The sequence below is a fragment of the Paenibacillus sp. P46E genome, assembly GCF_001909095.1.
GTDB classification, from domain to species: domain Bacteria; phylum Bacillota; class Bacilli; order Paenibacillales; family Paenibacillaceae; genus Paenibacillus_AQ; species Paenibacillus_AQ helianthi.
This window is the reverse complement of sequence record NZ_LVYZ01000083.1, coordinates 1-19151: the sequence shown is the minus strand read 5'-3', so window position 1 is coordinate 19151 and position 19151 is coordinate 1. Positions and strand designations below refer to the sequence as shown.

14 protein-coding genes are annotated in these 19151 nt (G+C 45.7%); 1 reads left to right on the top strand and 13 read right to left on the bottom strand.

Translation table 11 applies throughout. The features are described 5' to 3' along the window. The 11 genes from A3849_RS28790 to A3849_RS28740 form a co-directional block, all read right to left on the bottom strand. Window positions 1-2936, bottom strand: a 2936-nt coding sequence (locus tag A3849_RS28790) for a glycoside hydrolase (RefSeq protein WP_074114505.1), incomplete at its 3' end; no start/stop codon positions are given. 299 nt (window positions 2937-3235) lie between these two features. Continuing rightward, complete coding sequence (locus A3849_RS28785; protein ID WP_074114504.1) at window positions 3236-3805, bottom strand: GNAT family N-acetyltransferase; 570 nt, start codon at window positions 3803-3805, stop codon at window positions 3236-3238. Window positions 3806-3948: 143 nt separating this feature from the next. Then, entirely contained in the window at window positions 3949-4515 is a 567-nt protein-coding gene (locus tag A3849_RS28780; protein ID WP_074114503.1) for a DUF4256 domain-containing protein, read from the bottom strand. A 65-nt stretch (window positions 4516-4580) separates the two neighbouring features. Then, on the bottom strand, window positions 4581-6305 hold the full coding sequence (locus A3849_RS28775) for an ABC transporter ATP-binding protein (RefSeq protein ID WP_074114502.1): 1725 nt from the start codon (window positions 6303-6305) through the stop codon (window positions 4581-4583). After that, window positions 6302-8035, bottom strand: coding sequence for an ABC transporter ATP-binding protein (locus A3849_RS28770; protein WP_074114501.1), 1734 nt, complete (start codon window positions 8033-8035; stop codon window positions 6302-6304). Before A3849_RS28770 ends, A3849_RS28775 begins: the two co-directional genes overlap by 4 nt. A gap of 152 nt (window positions 8036-8187) precedes the next feature. Continuing rightward, the gene (locus A3849_RS28765) at window positions 8188-9354 is read right to left on the bottom strand and encodes a cobalamin-independent methionine synthase II family protein (RefSeq protein WP_074114500.1); all 1167 of its coding nucleotides are present in this window, start codon (window positions 9352-9354) and stop codon (window positions 8188-8190) included. Window positions 9355-9567: 213 nt separating this feature from the next. Continuing rightward, window positions 9568-11157, bottom strand: coding sequence for an RCC1 domain-containing protein (locus A3849_RS28760; RefSeq protein ID WP_074114499.1), 1590 nt, complete (start codon window positions 11155-11157; stop codon window positions 9568-9570). A gap of 98 nt (window positions 11158-11255) precedes the next feature. After that, window positions 11256-13670 carry a restriction endonuclease-like protein gene (locus tag A3849_RS28755; RefSeq protein ID WP_074114498.1) on the bottom strand — a complete coding sequence of 805 codons (2415 nt, stop codon included), beginning with the start codon at window positions 13668-13670 and terminating at the stop codon, window positions 11256-11258. After that, the gene (locus A3849_RS28750; RefSeq protein ID WP_074114497.1) at window positions 13642-15831 is read right to left on the bottom strand and encodes an McrB family protein; all 2190 of its coding nucleotides are present in this window, start codon (window positions 15829-15831) and stop codon (window positions 13642-13644) included. Before A3849_RS28750 ends, A3849_RS28755 begins: the two co-directional genes overlap by 29 nt. A 34-nt stretch (window positions 15832-15865) precedes the next feature. Beyond that, a complete protein-coding gene (locus A3849_RS28745; RefSeq protein ID WP_074114496.1) occupies window positions 15866-16564 on the bottom strand; it encodes a nuclease-related domain-containing protein in 699 nt (232 codons plus the stop codon). 144 nt (window positions 16565-16708) lie between these two features. Continuing rightward, entirely contained in the window at window positions 16709-17206 is a 498-nt protein-coding gene (locus A3849_RS28740) for a hypothetical protein (RefSeq protein ID WP_074114495.1), read from the bottom strand. A gap of 152 nt (window positions 17207-17358) precedes the next feature. Here A3849_RS28740 and A3849_RS28735 point away from each other — a divergent pair, with 152 nt between their 5' ends. Then, window positions 17359-17607, top strand: a complete 249-nt coding sequence (locus A3849_RS28735; protein WP_074114494.1) for a helix-turn-helix domain-containing protein — start codon at window positions 17359-17361, stop codon at window positions 17605-17607. A gap of 234 nt (window positions 17608-17841) precedes the next feature. Here the strand turns inward: A3849_RS28735 and A3849_RS28730 are convergent, their stop codons facing one another. Together A3849_RS28730 and A3849_RS28725 are read right to left on the bottom strand one after the other, a co-directional pair. After that, window positions 17842-18495, bottom strand: coding sequence for an HNH endonuclease family protein (locus tag A3849_RS28730; RefSeq protein WP_074114493.1), 654 nt, complete (start codon window positions 18493-18495; stop codon window positions 17842-17844). After that, window positions 18492-19151: AAA family ATPase (locus A3849_RS28725; protein WP_178382838.1), on the bottom strand; the 660-nt coding region annotated here is incomplete at its 5' end. The genes A3849_RS28725 and A3849_RS28730, both read right to left, overlap by 4 nt.

Below are 19151 nucleotides of genomic sequence, written 5' to 3'. Positions count from 1 at the left end.
ATCACTGCCGCCGGGGTGGTTTCCGGTGTGGCCGTGAACATGTCAACCGTCACGCTTTGCGCTCCTGACGCAAATGCCGACGACGTTGCTTTTGTCCGGACGTAGTACGTGTCCGGTGCAAGTCCGGTTACGCTCGTGCCCGATATGTTCGTCCAAGTCCCTGCGGAGCCTTTCTTGTACTCCATTGCAGTGCTCACATTCGTGAGCGAGCCGTTATTCGCATTCACTGCTGTTTCATTCGTCTTACCGACACTGCTTGGTGCTGCCGGACGGGACGGAACATTCAGCGTCTGCGCTGTGCTGTCTGTAGTCGTCGTGCCGTTACCCTTCTTCACGATGCTCAGCGGTGTTCCCAGCCAGCTGCTGTCGATTGCCAGCTTGCCGTTAGCGTCTGCCGTGACTGCATTACCGTTCACGGTGTAGGAGCCGTTTGCCGTCAGGCCGGTCAGCTGCTCGGCGGTGTAGTCGATCACTGCCGCCGGGGTCGTTTCCGGTAAGGCCGTGAACATGTCAACCGTCACGCTTTGCGCTCCTGACGCAAATGCCGACGACGTTGCTTTTGTCCGGACGTAGTACGTGTCCGGTGCAAGTCCGGTTACGCTCGTGCCCGATATATTCGTCCAAGTCCCTGCGGAGCCTTTCTTGTACTCCATTGCAGTGCTCACATTCGTGAGCGAGCCGTTATTCGCATTCACTGCTGTTTCATTCGTCTTGCCGACACTGCTTGGTGCTGCCGGACGGGACGGAACATTCAGCGTCTGCGCTGTGCTGTCTGTAGTCGTCGTGCCGTTGCCCTTCTTCACGATGCTCAGCGGCGTACCCAGCCAACTGCTGTCAATCGCCAGCTTACCGTCTGCCGTTGCAGTAACTGCCGCACCATTTACGGTGTAGGAACCGTTTGCCGTCAGGCCGGTCAGCTGCTCGGCGGTGTAGTCAATGACCGCCGCTGGGGTTGCTTCCGGTGTAGCCCCACTTCCGAGCACAATTTTTGTATTCCCGTTACCAACAATATAGAATTTATTATTTTGATAGAGAACCTGGCTTAATCCGGTTCCGCTTACTCCCAGTGCTTGCTCATCATACTTGGTCCATGTCTGTAGATCATTGGAAGAGTATGCAACATGATGTTGATTTCCTTGAACGTCATAGACCGTTCCAACAACAACATAAACTCCATTGCCATAATCTATTGAATGCAGTTCAGGCCAAGCCGCACTTCCGTCAATGACATGTTCTACCCAGACCGAGCCACTGTTTAATGGCCCAGTTGTCTCTACAAATCGCGCAGAGCCATCACTATCGTTCGTAAACACAACTATATATTTTCCATTTGCATAAGTTACATCACAATTGTATAGTAGATAGCCACCTAACGAATCAAGCGAGCTCCAACTCGTACCATTCACAGAGCTCCATGCTCCTCCAGTACCAAAAGCTACATATACACCGTTCACATACTTCACGTTATAAAATGTTGCCCCGCTATAGGTTGCACCTACAGTCCATGAGGTTCCATCAGCGGATGTGAGGATTTTATCACCTTTAGTTACAGCAACAAAGCCGCTGGAGCCATAGGCTAACCCGGTCACAGGCCCTGCAGCTCCGGCTGGAAGATCGGAGATCGTCCAGGTTTGTGCATCTGCCGAGACCCCTACTCTCTTCCCTGCCGCAACGAAAAGATTGTTCCCATATGCAATTTTTGAAAGACCCTGTGCAGGCAGCAGAGTATCGGCTGTACTCAGCTGATCCCATCCGCCTGAAGAGGACAAGATGAACCCATCCGGAAGCTCCGCACTATCATTAGGACTTATGCTTCCGGCAACCCCCCATGTGCTGCCGTTATATGCAATCCCCTGCAAATTACCACTGAGTCTTTTCCAAGTTACTCTATCGGGAGTAACGACAAGACTTGGGGATGACGTCGTGACCAGTACCATTCCTGTACCATTCGAGGCGGCCGAACGTATCGTATGGTTCGTTACGGAATTCACTGCTGTCCACGTCGCTCCGCCATTTGTCGAACTATACATCTCTCCTGCCCTGCCAAAACGATACAGCAGTCCCCCTGCCTGCACAACACCAAGCGTTCTATTGTAGGATGAATCTGCGGTAAACGTCATTCCATCACTGCTGGCGAAACCTTCATTCCAGCTATGTGATACATAGAGCTTACTGTTGTACACAGATAATGAATCCAATCCGTATGAATTACTCAAGCCACTCAAGAATTTAGTTGTCCAGCTTGCCCCATTAGTCGAGTATGCATATCCGGCAAATACATTTCCGGTAACGACATATTCCCCATTAAAATAGGTGATATCTGTCAAATAAAAAGTGGTGCTAGTAGTGGTTGAAACAGGCCAGAAACAAGCTGTTGTACTCCATTGACTCCAGTTCTGTCCATCCGCAGAAGAATAGATCACTCCCAAGTCATCCGCCCGTGCAAAGGGACTATTGCTGGTACTCCACCTTCCGCCAACAGCATAAAATGCCCCGTTGAGGTAGCGCACATTTTGCAAAATGTCAGCAGTTACAGCTGGGGACTTGTCCGTCCAGGTTGCGCCTCCGTCAGTGGAAACCATCAGCTTGGCTTTGGCAGTGGAGTTTGTATAATCCACACCTGCCACCACATACGTACTTGAATTGAAGGCAATACTCCGCCATGAAATCTTGGCATTAGAGAACGGGACAGTTATGGGGGTCCAATTCATCCCATCTGCCGATTGAATAACTTTCCCGCCTTCACCTACTGCGGTATACTTCCCATTAGCGTAGATGACGCTGTTTAAATTCCCGTCCAGATTCTCTGCTACCGCTGATTCAACGGTCAGATTGCCACCCGAAGTCTGCGCCCGGGCCATGTTCAAATTCGGAAATACCAGTAAGAGTGCGAGAATCAAAACTAAGGATCTTTTCCACAACAACTGTTTCTTCATGCTGTTCCCCCTTATCTCGATTTGATGTGATGCATAGCAGTTTACTCTGTAGCTATTCCTCAGGTTTATCTTTAAATAGGCTCCTCCTATATGAGCAATTTAATTGACAAAGATAAAGTTCGACAAATAATAACAAATCCCTTTAAAAATGCGGTACTATATTCAAAAAAATCTTCTGCTAATAGGTAAAAACAAAAAAAAAGGGGCAATACTTCTCCCCTTCCATTCTCTCTTGCTTATATAAATAAGAACCCTACTTTTCCTTGAAGCAAATGGACAAACACTAATCGCGTCCCGGTTCATTTCACATAGTCTTCTCTTAGAATACTGTACACTTCTATATCGATAATCCCTTTACCTGACCATAAGGTGGCTTGTCTTAACGTTCCTTCTTTGATGAAGCCGTTCTTCAATAGGACCTTCTTGGAATTCTCATTTCGAGGCATGACTTCAGCCTGAATTCTGTTGACGTTGACGTCCCTGAACAAGAAATCGAGCAACAGATTTACCGCTGCGGCAGCAATTCCTTTCCCCCAATGCGATTCCGCCAAAAAGTAGCCAATCGTCACCACGTTTATCTTTTGATTAAAATCTTGAGCTTCAATAATCCCCATCAACCGGCCGGGCTCAGAATGATAGAAGATTCCCCACTTGACCCTTGATTTTTTATGATAGTCTCTCTCGAAATGCCCTATCATGTTCTTCACAGTATCTTTATTGTGTTTCGGGATGATGCCGCAGTATTCAAATACACGGTCATTGGTATAGATTTCAAAAACTTCGTCCAAATGATCATCCTCAATCTTTTTCAATACGATATCATCTGACTGCAGGATCGGAAACTGCCCAAAAACTGCTTCTAAGTTCATTGCGGCACCACTCCTATTCTCGTATAAGTAAAATGATATAATAATCGTTTGTTAATTTCTTGATAATCTATGCGCATATTTGTCCAAGTCTGTGCAAAACGCGCTTCACCCACAATCCGCTTGAAAATCACTCGGCCCGGCGGTCAGACCCTGAGCGAGCCACGGAATCCCCTAGCACCATAGTAAGAATCCGCACCGTTATGATACACGAAGACATTGCCGTAACGGAAATCAGCAAAGATAGCACCGCCAAGTTGTCTAATCTCAGAAGGTGTTTTCACCCAGCTTGATGTTTTCATATCGAAATTCCCAAGCTTCTGCAGCTCACGGTATTGTTCTTCTGTTAACAGCTCAATGCCCATGGCGGCCACCATATTCATAGCGCTGTTTTTCGGCTTATGTTCTTTCCTTGACTCCAGCGCTTTATGGTCATAACATACACTTCTGCGGCCTTTAGGGCTCTCTGCTGAGCAGTCATAAAAAATGTATTCATCCGTCTCTTCATCATACCTAACCACATCGGGTTCACCGCCGGTTGTTTCCATTTCATGGAGTGACCACCATTTTTCAGGATTCGCTTCCAGCTTTGCTTGCACTTTAGCCCATTCCAAACCTGGATGGCGGGTCATATGTTTCTCAAAACGGGCTTTCAATGCTCCGAGCAGTTCTTCACGTTGTTCTGTTGACAATTCTCTTTTTTCATTGGTCATCATGAAACCCCCTCAATTTGTATAACGATTATATTGAATAGGAACCATCGTAATTATACTTCAGTTCATCCCGCCATATACTGGCTCTGGAACAGCAGATCATACGGTTCGTTTCTGTAACGCAGGTTGTCATGCGTATCGAAAGCTGCCACCCTGCCGTCCTTTAGCACCATTACCTTGTCGCAATCCACAATAGTCGATAATCGGTGAGCAATCGAAATCATGGTTTTCCCAGAGGAGAGACTCTTCAGTTCTGTAATGATATCACTCTCATTCTCGTTATCAAGGGCGCTTGTACTTTCGTCAAAAATAATGATGTCCCTGTCCTGTAAAAATGCCCGGGCAATCGATAAACGCTGCCTCTGGCCCCCCGATAGCTTTACTCCCTTTTCTCCGATGATGGTATCGAGTTGATCCTGCAATGTTTCAATGAAGTCATAAATACGCGCTCTGCGGCAGCACCCGATCAATTCCGCATCAGTTGCGCTGGCCTTGGCCAGCAATAAGTTCTCTCTAATTGTCATATTGAAAAGAACGGGTTCCTGCACGACTATACTCACTTTGTCTGAAACACTCTCGCCGCTCACTGTATGGATATCAACACCGCCAATCTGTATAGCACCTGCTTGCGGTTTGATCTGCCCGGTCAACAGCTTCGCGAGGGTAGACTTGCCGCTGCCGCTTTGTCCCACGATGGCCAGATGCTCGCCCTTACTCACCGAGAACGAAATCCCGTCAAGCGCAAATGAATCGTTTCCCTCATACGTAAATCTCAGATTATCAACGGTTAATCCGGTTCCGGCGATTTTCTTATAAGGCCTCTTGTCTGTTTCTACATTTAAGATCCCGATCACTTTCTCGATATTCACCGAATCACTCTTATAATTCATCATGGCATTGCTGATGTTCTCGATGAACCCGAAGAACTGCCCGTAAAAGTTGATAAATACAAGCAGCACGCCAATCTCCGAGTAGCCCTTAATGACAAATACTCCGCCAATGAAATAGATAAACAGCTGGGTAATGAAGTTTTTGGTGAAGAACGAGTAGGTAATCCCCAGATGCATATAGAGCTGGTTCAGAAACCAAATAGGCCTGATCTTCTTGTAGTGTCCGTTTAATTCAGCAAGTTGCGCGTCTTCCAGGTTGTTGGTCTTGATATCTTTCCAGTTTTGAAAATTGGCATGTAAAAAGCTTTCATATTGGATTTGCAGCTTCCAGAGCTCTTCACCAGTGCTCTTCGCTTTCCCTCCCAGAACATTAACCGTAACCAAAGAAACCGGAACAAAAATAAAGCTGAGCAGCGCAATCCGCCAGTCGTAGCACATTAAAATAACGGCAAGCGCAATAGCGTAAACGACAGCGTAGATAAAGTCCAATACATGGGTCGTAAAAAACTTCCCGGCAACCGCGGAATCGTTCTCAATCCGGCTTTTCACGTCGCCAATGCTATATTTGCTGTACACTTCAGTATCAAGACTTATATACTTCTTTAGCAATTTGTTCTTGATTCGCAGGTCGAATTTCAGGATTAACTGGTTGGAGAACCGCTTGGAGGCGGCAATTCCGATGGTCGTAAGCACGAAAACAGCCAAGTATCCTGCGATGACAGGCCAAAGCTCATGTAACCTCTCATCCACGAGGACATGGTTAACCAAAAACGAATACAAGAACAAAGGGATCAGCCCGAATATTAAGCTCCACAGCTTGAACAGGCCGAGCGCAAGGAGCGGCTTGTGAATACCGTCTATATCCCGGGTTAAGGCCTTGAAGGTTTCTATTCGTGTCATACCGCTTCACCTCCTGCAAACTGTTCGCTGAATAAGTCTATATACGTTTTGTTGCTTGTAATCAGTACATCGTGGGTGTCGTAGCCTTCGACAATACCGTCTGCTAACACAGCGATTTTATCACAGCTCTTAATCGTGGAAAAACGGTGGGCGATGATAATTAGCGTCCGTTCCTTCGACAGTTCACCAAGCATGCTCCGGATCAGCACTTCGTTCCGGCTGTCGAGGGACGAGGTCGCTTCGTCGAAGACCAGAATCTTAGGATTCTTGACCAATATTCTCGCGATAGCCAGCCGCTGCTTCTGCCCGCCGGATAATTCCTGCCCGCCCGTCCCAAGCAGCGTGTCCAGTCCGTCAGGAAGTGCCTGGACAACCTCATACAGGGCTGCTTTCTTAATGGCCTCCATCAAAGCGTCATCCTTATCCTTGCAGTTTGTGAAGGAAAGATTGTAGCGCAGGGTCTGATCATAGAGGATCGTCTCCTGATGGACAATCCCCACCTGGCTCCGCAGGCTATGCAGGTTATACTCCTTAACATTCGTTCCGTCGATCAGAAGCTCGCCGCTGTCCACGTTGTACAGGTTGTAGAGCAGGTTCCCCATCGTTGTTTTACCCGCGCCGCTCCTTCCGACAATACCGATTGTGCTTCCTGCCTCAATACGGAGATTGAATCCGTTCAGAACCGGTCTGTCTCCGGTGTACCCAAAGGTCACATTGTTAAATTCAATCCTGCCCTCTTGGATGGTCTTCGGAGGCTGGTTCTCCCGGTAATCCTCTTCCTCTTCATTCAGAATATCCACGACACGCTGCAAGGAGACCGACTGCCCCCAGACATCGGCAATTTTGCTGTTGATCGAGCTGAAATAGTTCACAGCCATAGTGAAATAGCTTACGGCGGCTACAAAAACGCCAAGCTGCATTTGGCCTTTTGCAATGAAATAAGCGCAGATCGTAAATATCAGCAGTTGTGCAATCAGCGTGATGAACGAATTCACCCGCTCTGTTGTCACTTCGATTTTTCCGTTGTCCACGTTCATTTTATGGATCGAGGTCGTTTTTCTTAAATAGGTGCTGGTTACTTTCCGGCCTGCATTAAGGATTCGGATCTCCTGCAGGTTCTTCACGATCTCAAATAAATAAGAGGATAGCTTGCCCTGTTCGGCTGCAATATCCTTGTTGACCTTTTGCGCCCGGGTCTTGAAATATTTGGAGGCGAAGAACACAGCGGGAACCAGAACGACCGTAAAAGCCCCCAGAAATATATTGTAGTAAAACATGAAACCGACAGCGAACAGGATATGCAGAAAGTTGGAATACCCCCACAGTCCGCTCCAGAAGACGAGATTCATAACATCCGTGGCGTCGTGGTTCATCCGGCTAATCATATCCCCGCTGTACATCCCGGAGAGGTCCTTCCCCTTCTTATGTAAGATCTTGTTGAACAGAGCCCGGCGGATATCAAACACAAACCCCGTCATCATCTGCGAGGAAATGAGATTATTTAACGTCGCAACCACAAACTGATTGAACAAGAGGATTCCCGCATAGATCAGGCACAGATTCATAAAGGCGCTCATGTCTTTATCATAAAAAGCGACATTAATCAGCTTCCCGCCCAGGAATGGGTACATCAGATTGACCATCGTCATCAATGTGGTGATCACAAACCCAAATAAGAATACCCATTTATGCATCCGTATAAATTTGGTGACCCATTGCCTTGTAGTCATCAACTCCCGCAACCCCCTTCCATATATTCACAAAAGGAATTGTAGCACAAACGTTCGCTTGGGAGAGTGATGATTTTATGACTTCTGATTGTTACATATTTATGGCGCAAAAAAAAAGACACGAATGGGTTCGTGTCTCTTGTCTGCGATAATTACAACAGCTTACCCCAATACTGCCGGGCAATCTCTTGTCCTTGTCTAATCTTCGCCCACTGCTCATCTTCCGTTAATTCATTGCCGCCATCGCAGGAGGCAAACCCGCATTGATGAGACAGTAATAACCGGTCCTTATCAATAATTTTCGATGCTTCATCCAGCATTTGAACTACACGCGCTTCATCGTCAAGCGTTCTGGTCTTGGAAGACAATAGTCCAAGTACAATCTCCGTCTCCGGCTTATCCTTGAACACTGCAAGCGCCTCAAGGGAGCCCGCACGGTCATCATCCCATTCCAGGAAAAAGCGGTCGTACTTCAGCTGCTTCAGGAACAGATTCGCAATCTTGGCATAGGAGCCGCCGCCCATATTACGGGAATCATAGTTGCCCCGGCAGTTATGCGTCCACATTAGGAGGCCTAAGCTATGACCGTAATCAATGACGGTATTGTTAATGTCAATAAATGCTGCAGCCAACGCCTGTACTTCCGCTTGATTGATATTCTCGCCGGTATAGGGAGAGTTCGGGTTATCATCGGCAAATAGTTCCCACAAGCAATCGTCGAATTGCAGAATACGTCCCCCGGCAGCAGCGAATTCCCCTACAAAATCCTTATAAGCCTTAACCAGACCGTCTTTCAGCTCATGTCTGTCCTTATACACAGCTTCTGTGCCGCCAATGTTATCCGACCAGGATAATTCACCATAAATATGGGATGGCGAAGGTACGCATAGCTTGGTCTCCCGGTCGCCGGCAAGAGCCTGAAGCTTCTTATAGGCTTGAATGAAATGATGGTCCTTTCCACCCAATTCACCTGTAATGCGCAGACCAATATCTTTTCTCGTCTCATATTTGGAAGTTCCATCTGTATCTCTGAAGAAATATCCATGATCCGCAATGTAGCGGTCAATCCCCTGGAAGCCCCAGACAAAGTCCAGATGCCACATCGATTTGGAATATTCGCCATCCGTAAGTATGGTCAGGCCATTCTCACTTTCTTGTTCAACTACAGCCTGAATTGCCTCAGCCTCACACTGCTCATACCCCTGGAAGTCCTGGTAAAAAGGATACCGGATATCATCCCGGTGTTCGATCTGCCCTTTATATTCTAATAAATCCGCCGGACGCAGCAGGCTGCCTACGATTTGAAATCTATTGCACATGAATACTCCTCCTCCATCTAATACATCTCTTGCTCTAATGCATTGATTCTAGCATGGAGGGTTATCCACTAAGTAACACTTAAAAGTGATATCTGGTTATAGGGAAAAGGTATAGGGAGGCAGATTAAATGCCGAAAAACTCTACCGCCGTTTCTTTCGACCATTAAACATTCGTATTTATACGCCTCCCGTTTAGCTTAAAGCAATTTCAAGCTATAGCTTTACTCCGAAGCCTAACTGACCATACTGGTTATTATTACCGCTTACCCACAATTTCCCGTTGGATGCCCAGTACATGTTGCCATTGCTCGTTTCGATCAATGTCACATTTTTGTACGAGTTTTGTCCTTCCTTCGTTGTCGAGAACGCCACGGTTCCTGCATTATAACCCATGAAAAGCATCTCGTTCTTATCCGTTAGAACCAAGGCACCCTCATCGCCAGCAGAAATCGTTTTGTATACCAGGTCTTCATTGGGATAAGAATACCCGTCCTTTTTAATACGGATCGGACCTTTATTAATTATGGTAGGCTTAGACATGTATTGTGTGACATTGAAGCCAAGCTGGCGCGAACCATTGCTCCCCCATGCCCACAAGTTCCCCTTATTATCCAGAGCAAGCAGGTAAGGATTGTTATCCCCCGCGGAGTCGATCTGCTTTATATTCTTGAATCCCTCGATCTGACTTACCGTGTTTTCCTTATCTACAATCTTTGTTTGCCAGTACCACACCGTTCCGTCCTTCTTCACAGCGTAAGCTCGTAATAAATCCCCGATGGCAATATCGGTTACATCGCTGATCGGCAGTTTTCGAACATGATTTTTGAGCAGTAGCACTCCAGGACCGTAGGCCCCACCTAATTGGTACACATTCCCTTCATTTGTCAGCAACACAACGCCTTGACTATATACTTTCATCGATCTGATTGCTTCAGGCACGAGTGTAATCTTCTGGGGCGTTCCCGTTTTCGTTTTGACTCCCAAATAGTTCAGATCGCCCCAGCCATATAACTCGCCCTGCTTGGTCAAATAGAGCGAGAATCGTTCGCCTGCTTCCACCTGCCTTACATTGGACAGCATACCAATCTTAGTTACCGGAAGTACCGGGTAGCTGCTATTATTAATTTCATTATGTAAATTGTTTCCCCAACCATACAAGCTTCCATCGGCCGTCAAAGCAATAACGTGAGTATCGCTTGCTGCCACTGATACCGGATTCGTCACTTGCTTGATCAGCTCAGCTTCGAATATAACTGGAGCACCCTTCCCCACGCCGTATAAGGAATAATCAATATTTTTTATTGGCGGAATGTATCCATCCTTAAATTTATCATAGGGTCCTTCTTTAGGAATGTCAGGGTCTTCGTAGTAGACGCTCATATCTATGTTCGGTACATCCAACGGATATTTAGGCGAAATGCTTGATTCCCTGCCTTGCTCATTGTAAACGGAGATCGTAATCGTGCTCTCTTGAACCTGCGCCGCATCGATCGGTGTCGTCGTGACACTGAAATAACCGTTGGTATTCGTGGATACAACCTGTTCGAACAATGTAACACTTTTAGATTCCTTATTCTTGCCGATGATTACGAAACCTCGTGTACTGACTTTCAAACGGACCGTCGCGTTTTTGGAATTATCAGCAACCCCCTCAATGAAAATGGTGCCATCCGGATTTGGCGTGTACCGGTAGTCCACGAAAGGCCTTTCCTCAGCATGCGTTACAGGTGCCTGACCAAGCGTTAACGAAGACATTATCAACGTCAGAACGAGGAGTGCGCCCAACATCTTTCTGATCTGCAAAATGACCCCTTCCTTCTTCCATGAAGTTAAATGTTACATTGATAAATATATCGCATTGAGGACATCATTTGAACAAAGCTATCTCTTTTCCCCTGAAATCACATATTCCTTACCTCCACAACCTTCCCCAAATCCACATACTGCTCATGATCCAGCTTCACCTGCACTCTACCCTTGCGGCGCTTCTCCCGCCATTCGCGAATATCTTCTTCCGTCTCTAAACGAAGCTCGGCAATCTCCAAAGCCCGGTCCAGGATGTACTTGCTGGTATAGAGCACGGTATAGATCCCTTGCCCTCCAAGTACGATAGGAGCAGCCAACCGCTTCCATTCCTCAACCGCAAATCGCACATACAGCTCTTCTTCTGTACCCGGACGACAAGGGACTTCCTGGATCTCCTTACGCCGCAGCACCTTCCAATCCGCTACTTTCCCTACCCAGTGAATCCCCGTTTTTGCAGGATCATTGAACTTTTTTCTGGATTGGCACATTGCCACGTATTCGATTTGAGTGAGTATCTTAACATCCGCAAGGTTCCTCAACGGCACATGGTAAAAAGAATGCCGCCTCGCCACCTCAACTTGTTCAGGGCCTTTAACCGAACCGACCAGCACATTTTTGCCCGCAAGCTGATTGGCATAGTATTCCCTCGTCCCCCGTGGACGTGTGGAGCGTTCGTAAGCTTTTTCCGGACTATCCTGAATAATCTCATCCAAGAATTGCTCTACAAGGCTTGTGGAATTCGGCAGGAACGGCAAGGCGCCAATATTCAATAGCTCAATGCTTTTGTAAAAATGGTGGCTCTTATACCTCTCTTCATCAGAGTACGGGAATAACACATACGCGCCAAACATGCTTCGCTCATATTCTCCTGAGCCCTTTTCCTGATACACAATCGCGTCCCGATACCGATGCATCGTGTTGATGTCCTCCTCCTCAGGTCCAGGCTGTCTATATTTCTCATGATAGGAAGTACCCTCATAAGCCGGATTCAAGCGGTATTTGGCATCAAATACATACTTATACTCTTTGACTCTGCCCGCATCCTTCTTCTTCAGTGTCAGTACATTATCCGGCCGCTGACTGAGCGTCGGGGTCTTATCCGAGCCGGGAATTGTATTATAGTACAAGATGAACTGCTCCCCATTGACTGGATTCTCGTAGACCATCTTAGCGCTCTGCGTGCGATCTAGCGTAACAAAGATGCCGTTCCGATTCACCTTGATAATATCCTGCTTCACCAGCTTATACTTCTGCCCGAGGAGCTGATTCAGCTTGAGGAAGCACCAATATTCATAGAGCTGAGCAACATCCTTCATCGATAAGCGGAACAGGTCGCCTTGGATAGACAGACCTTTCAGCAGCATCAGATAGCAGCGATAGACCTCACGGTATCCAGGGGCCATCTGCAGCACAAGCGTAACAGACATCTGCTTCAGCACTCCTGCTTCACGCAAGAAATCCATCTTGAGCACTCGCTCCAGCTGGGTGAGCATGGCATCTAACCTTTTGATCAGTAATGGATCTGGGGTTCGGTTATTCAACTTCCAGCGACCCTTGAGCTCCTTCAGCTTCCCATGAATACGTTCCAGCATCCAGCGGATGAACCGGTTCTCATTCGTATCAAAGGCGAGCCGTTTACGCGTCTCTATTAAATGTGTGGCTGTGTAGTTCCGATTGCCGATGGTTATGAAGCCATGTCTCGTATCTTCTCTCAACCGTTCAGGATGCTTCGTGAGCTCACGGATGTTCTCTCTTCCTGCCCTTTTGACCCGATTGGCATCCATCAGCCTCTGATCCTGGAGCAGCGCGTAATTGGGATTCTTGTTAATCCGCTCGACGGCATCCAAGAGCTGTCTAAAGACATGCTGTAGTATGGTGAAGAACTCCGTCAGGCTCTGATGCTGCGTCTCCCGCAGGCCTGTGAGTTGGTAGGTCCGGCGCAGGAAATCAAACGCCAAATTATAAATCTGCGCGTTCACTTCATTGAGGATATTCTGGTAATCCAGCTTGTAATCCATCTTCGAGGGGAAAATCTCCATCTCTACCCGCAGTATAGTCTGTCCCTTACTTCGGACCTCCCACTCCGTCAGCCCAACCTCATTCCCGAAGTTCAGAACACCCGCAAGAATAGATTCGCCTAGAGGCTTAACCGCCTGCCGCAGCAGCACATTCTCATGGTAAAAGGAAAGGCTCTCCGAGCTCTTGTTCTGGATAACTAGTTCATACGATTGTGTCTCATAAAAGCAAGGAAAAACAGCCGCCCCCGGCTGCCACTCCACCATCCCGCCCCTCTCAGGTGAAAAGACCTTAATCTGCACATTACCCAGCCGTTCGGAGCAATCAAGCCCAAGCTGCGCATTCACCCACTCCTGACTAGAAGAACGATGAAGCTGCAAGGTCTCTACCGTAGGATGATAAGGCCTTCCTTGGAGAAAAAGCGTAAAAAGCTCCGTTTCTACACGGAGCAACTCGGCCGTCCCATTAAGAGAGCCAGAATGAGGTGAATCCATCTTCCTCCAGCCTCCTGAGCATAAAAGCCAATTTACGAGCACTTTGCGGATGTTTGGCCGCAGGCGGAGTTTGGCCAGCAGCCCATTTCATATAGAGCGGAGTAGCATCCTCCATGAGATCATCAATATTAACCGTCACGCCAGCTCCACTACCAATAGCACCCTTGATCAAGTTCAACAGGACTCGACGAACCGAGGAATGGCTTCCTTGGATGCGTGGCAGTATCTTTTGCAGCAGTTGCCAGTCAAAAGCCTCTTCCTCACTCATCAGCTTGTACCGATTGTTATAAATCATATAGAAGCAAATCGCATCCCGCACCCGAAAGCCCACATTAGCATGAATATCCTCTAGCAAGGCATTGATCTTAACCAATCTCTCAGTCGTCCGGACCACGAGCTCTTTGTTGACATCATAGGCATCCACTAGCTGCAAGTAATCGGAGCGCAGGAAAAGATGATTCAGTTCGGCAACATCAGGACTATCACTAGCCTCTACCTGCTCACTCAAATCCGGATACTGCTGTAGATTGATGTAATTGAACTCTAAGGTGCTTGCACGGTCGAGTACTTTTTTGCTAAAAGGATGTGTGGTCTCGTCCATATTCACCGTCCCGATCAAGAACACATTCTCCGGGATGCCAAGACCACCATACTCCTCTTGATCCTCGGGTGTACCGAGCAGGGTTGGAGCGATAAGGTCCTGCGTTGTAATCCTTCCCTCCCGCCACTCCTGTGTTTCCAGCACACTTAACAGATCACTGAAATAATGCTCCACCCGTGCCAAATTCATCTCATCCAGGCAGATAAAATAAGGCTTATGCTGATTCTCCAGCTTCCGCGCCTCCACGAACACCTTCGTAATCGGACCCGGCTGGAACCTCCCCGAAAGGTCCTTGTACCCCAGCAGATCCGCAGGATCGCTCCAATCCGGCCGGACTGGGATCAAGGTAAACTGACCGTTATCCCGTGTTGCCCCAAGCGCCTCCGCAAACAACTTCACCAGCCGAGTCTTCCCCGTACCCGATATGCCCGCCAGGATGACAAAAGGCTTAGCCTTTAGTGAGAGGTAATAGTTCTCAATCAGATGCTCAGGGAAGAAGAAGCCTTGGCGACGGATGTGGGATTGGATTTGGTGGAGGAATGTGGGAATCGTAGAATCTGACGGCGGTAACATAGGAATCACCTCATGCGGGCTCTCCATATTGGAGGCAGCCTCATCTTGATCTAGAATGCTAAAACCAGGCCAATTCACCTCTGCCGTAAGCGACTGAAGCACTTGAAGGCCTTGTCTCGAAAAGCGGAACAAATACCCTTGATTCACTCCGCCTCCAGAATGAAGCGGTCCTTGGTTTATGTTCAATTGCATGATTTGCTGATTAAACTGTTGTAGCATAATAGAAGGAATGAGCTCCACATACTCCGTTCGAACCAATCGTCCTTCCTCTTGCCAGCTCGTATTGGCCATGGAGCCTGGTTTAGGTGCTTCTACCGCCGCAACCGTTACCTGGCTCACATAACGAATAGCTTTATTTGAGTAATGAAGAATGATATCACCTTGTTTAACTTCCTTCATCGTCTCCCAATGATATAGCTTTCGGCCTTGCGTATTCAGTAGGGGCGCCCACAGAATCCCCTCTTCCTTCTCTGCTTGAATAGTGGTTCCCTGATTGACCCACCATACATTAGGCTTCGACTTATACGTTATAAACTCTAAACGGTATTCAAAAGGAACACCTGTCGCGAAGAAATCTATGTACTCTGCTTGATCTTCAGGAACGACTACCTGGGGTCTTTTTGCATCATCTGTTTTTAGATTTTCTCTTTCTTGCATGATATAGGAGTAAGAATGAGCGAAATTTCCAATTAGAAAATCCTTCAACGTTTGGTTTCCGTTATAGCGGAGTTGAAGAGCTTCCCGACTAGCAGATACTTGATCGATTTTAATTAATGTAGCTTCATAGTTTCGATTATCATAGATAAGCTTAACCTTTAGTCCTTCACCTAGGTTAGGCTGTTGACCTTGATTGGCTTCCAAAAAATCCGGATGAAATTCAACTGGAATATGAGTACCATCACGAAAGATCGAAAAGTCCACTTTTTTGCGTCCGATTAGGTCAGGGATCTCTGTATCCTTCCACCAGCTTCGTAGTTGTTTGATCATTTCTGTTAACTCCCTTAGTCCAATGATAGGTAACTTATAGGTGCTTCTTGGTCTTTTGATTTATTCTCTGTACATGAAGCTTGCGAACCTCGGCATCCGTGATATTAGCCTGAACCAACTGATCGTATATCGTTTGGACCTGCACTGCGGAAATAGGAGATTCTGGAGTTCCCGTCTTCAAGCTGATCAGCTTTCTAGAGATAAACTCACTTAGTTCCACATCATAGATAACCAGTTCGTCCGAATGAATCTTCCGAAGTTCAGGATCAATACTGAACCGGCATCTCATCGTGAATGAAACCATAGAGACAAACTTCACTGCCGCTACACCTTTTATCAGACTCTCGATGGCCTTGATATGTCCATAGTTTTGCTTCAGTGGGTTATACATCTTGTAACGGTTACTGACAGACCATTGCTGATCCGTTCGTCCACCTTTAATCTCACCATTGTAGTTCTTCGTCTCAATGACAAATAAGCAATACGGGGAAACAACAACATGATCAATCTGGGCGTAACCTGTTCGAGATTTGGGATTAGGGAGTAATAAATCACTTAACGATTTACACTCCTTAGGTAACTGGTCAAGTTGGATATTGATTTTATGCTCACCTAACTCCCCAATTCTTGTGGAGGCAACCTTCTGCTTCGGCTTGGGAGTTGGTGCCTTACGCACAGCCTGGGGCGGCTTAGTGTCGGGTTTCTTGAAAAGAGACAATAGCGATTTAAACATAGCAAAACCTCGTATCATCTGGATTACAATATGTATGGTAATTCGACAATATGGTAATGTATCCCTTCCAAACATATACATAAGAAAAAAGACTGTCTCATGGACAGTCCCAACATAAGTAAGCGAATGCTTTTTGATTGTGGCCTAATCCGAGAAAACAGAAGGAGCAGCAAATACATTAGCAAGCTGCATTCCATCCTTGAGCCCTTGTAGATATAGACGTTCATAAAGAACGGATTGCTTTAAAGAAAGCTTATCTTCCCAATACTCAAACTCTGGCTTACGTGCAATATCCATGGAGGCAAACAACGCTTGAAAAGCTTTGCGCTCTTCTTCAAAAGCTTGTCTAGGCTCGGATTGATGTTCAATCAGTGCGCTCACCTCATCCAGCCGACCTTGAATCATCTGTAGAAACCATGCTGGAAAGCCCACACCATCCCCTCCAAGACAGAAGTTCACACGAAATGACGCTGCATGTCCGCTTTTTTCTTGATATATCCGATTAATGAGTTCGTCCACCTTACGACTCTGAACCTGAACCGCTTCGTTGCTGCTTAGCGGAATTCCTTGGTCCAGTGATTTCTGCCCGAGTTCATTCAGCTTGCGTTTTTCTTCCTCATATTTGTGCATCAGATGTTGCATTGCACCCCCGCCTTCCTGGAAAAGCTATATCTGTAGACGATGTACAGAAATTTTAATGCGTTTATCGGTTTATTTTATTTTAATTCGATATTCGCATTAAAACAATACCTGCCTCGCATACAATTTGGTTAATATTGTGAGGTGAAGCCGAAATGAAGCATCGCAAAGAGCCCCCAGGTGACAAAAACATCATCGGGACCCGAGTTGTAGCTATTCGAAAAGCTAAACGAATGAAGCAAAAGGATTTCCTCGCCAGGTTGCAAACCTTTGGCTTAGACATTAGCCCGACCAGTTTGTCGCGCTTGGAGGGTCAATATAGGCTTGTGCAGGATTATGAGGTGGTGGCTATTGCGAAAGCGCTGGAGGTTTCTGTTGGGGCATTGTTGGGAGAAGCTGAGTAAACAGAAGGCGGGAGACACCTCAAAAAACTGCCATACCTTGCCCCGTCCTTCCTCAATCATTCCCTAGATATAAAATCATAAAATTTACATAAATAAAAAAAAATAAAACCTCAAAAAAAAGAAGAAAGTATCCATTTGAGGCTTAATTCAGAACTCCACATTATCCGAAAAACCCAATAAATAAACTATGTAAATTGAATCAACATTTCCCTTTAAACTTACTAATTTGATATTTTAAATGCGTGATATTTTTTCATGAAAATAGGTTATAACTATTCCACAATACGGTTTTTTCCTACCATATTTATCTGTGTTATTATAAATTTTCAGTATTCTAGTAAGCGTATCGTTATTGTTACCGTATAAACCAATGAATTTTTTTGCATGCAAAACAGCATCATTTAATATATCTCTTCTGTTAGAAGGTAAATAGCCTCTATTTAACCCCAATATATCATTTACTTCCATATTGTATTCTTGAACTTTAGACAAAAGCTCGCCTTCACTATAGGTTAACGTTTCTATATGTCCTTTGATTTGGGGGTTGAAATGTAAAGACTGCCCCCCTTTACTTACATCACAATGTTGTTCAGAAATACGTTTCCCTTTAGAAATTTTACAAACAGCAAGCATATTCTCATAATCTAATTCTAATTCTTTATATTCCTCTTGACATTTATAGTGTTCAATTCCAACTTCAGACCACCATCTCTTCTTGTCAGATCCAATATGCCCCATACAGTAAGCACATAAATACCCTTGCTCTTCCAATAATTGATTTTTCAGTGCATCCTTTTCAGTGAAATCTGCATAATTAGCTTTAGCACCATGTGTACGCTTATAATTTCTAAGGACGGTGGGTTCAGAACCTTTTTGAATATGGATCATTTAAATTCCCTCTCAAAGTCTATCATAGTTTTAATTCTAGTAATCTCCAAATCGTTATGTCCCATTTTTTCATCTGCCAATAAATTTATTTGTTGCTCTGCTAAATCTAGTTCACGACGATGTATTAAATCGTAAATTTCACGTAATTCCAAGGAAACTGCATTATTCCTAAAATCTTCGCCTAATATCTCAAATTGCAAAGAGTTAATATCTCGTCCAAAGGTTGACTTATCATTAGAATAAAACTTGCCTTCAGATGCGTAGAACAGATTTTCCTTTTCAATATTTGATAGTACGTTAGCTGAATGAGTTGTTAATAAGACGAGTTGGTTGAAAAACCGTTGCTCTACGATATCCTTCACTAAAGATTTCTGCCAGCTTGGATGTAAAAAAGCATCTGGCTCATCAAGAAGAATCACTGAATTTTTATCGCTTAAAACACTAAATACTAGTTTAAGTATTAGTTGCTTCTTCTCACCTTCACTCAAGGACTCTAACATTAAATTATTGTTAAAATGAATGGTTATTTTCTTTATTGTTTTAAAATCTTTTGGAATTGCAGCTTTCATTAAGAACTCAAACACTTCAAAATCATTTATTATATAAGATTCATAATCTTCAGCAGAATAAATAATTGATTTTAATATGTCTCTAAG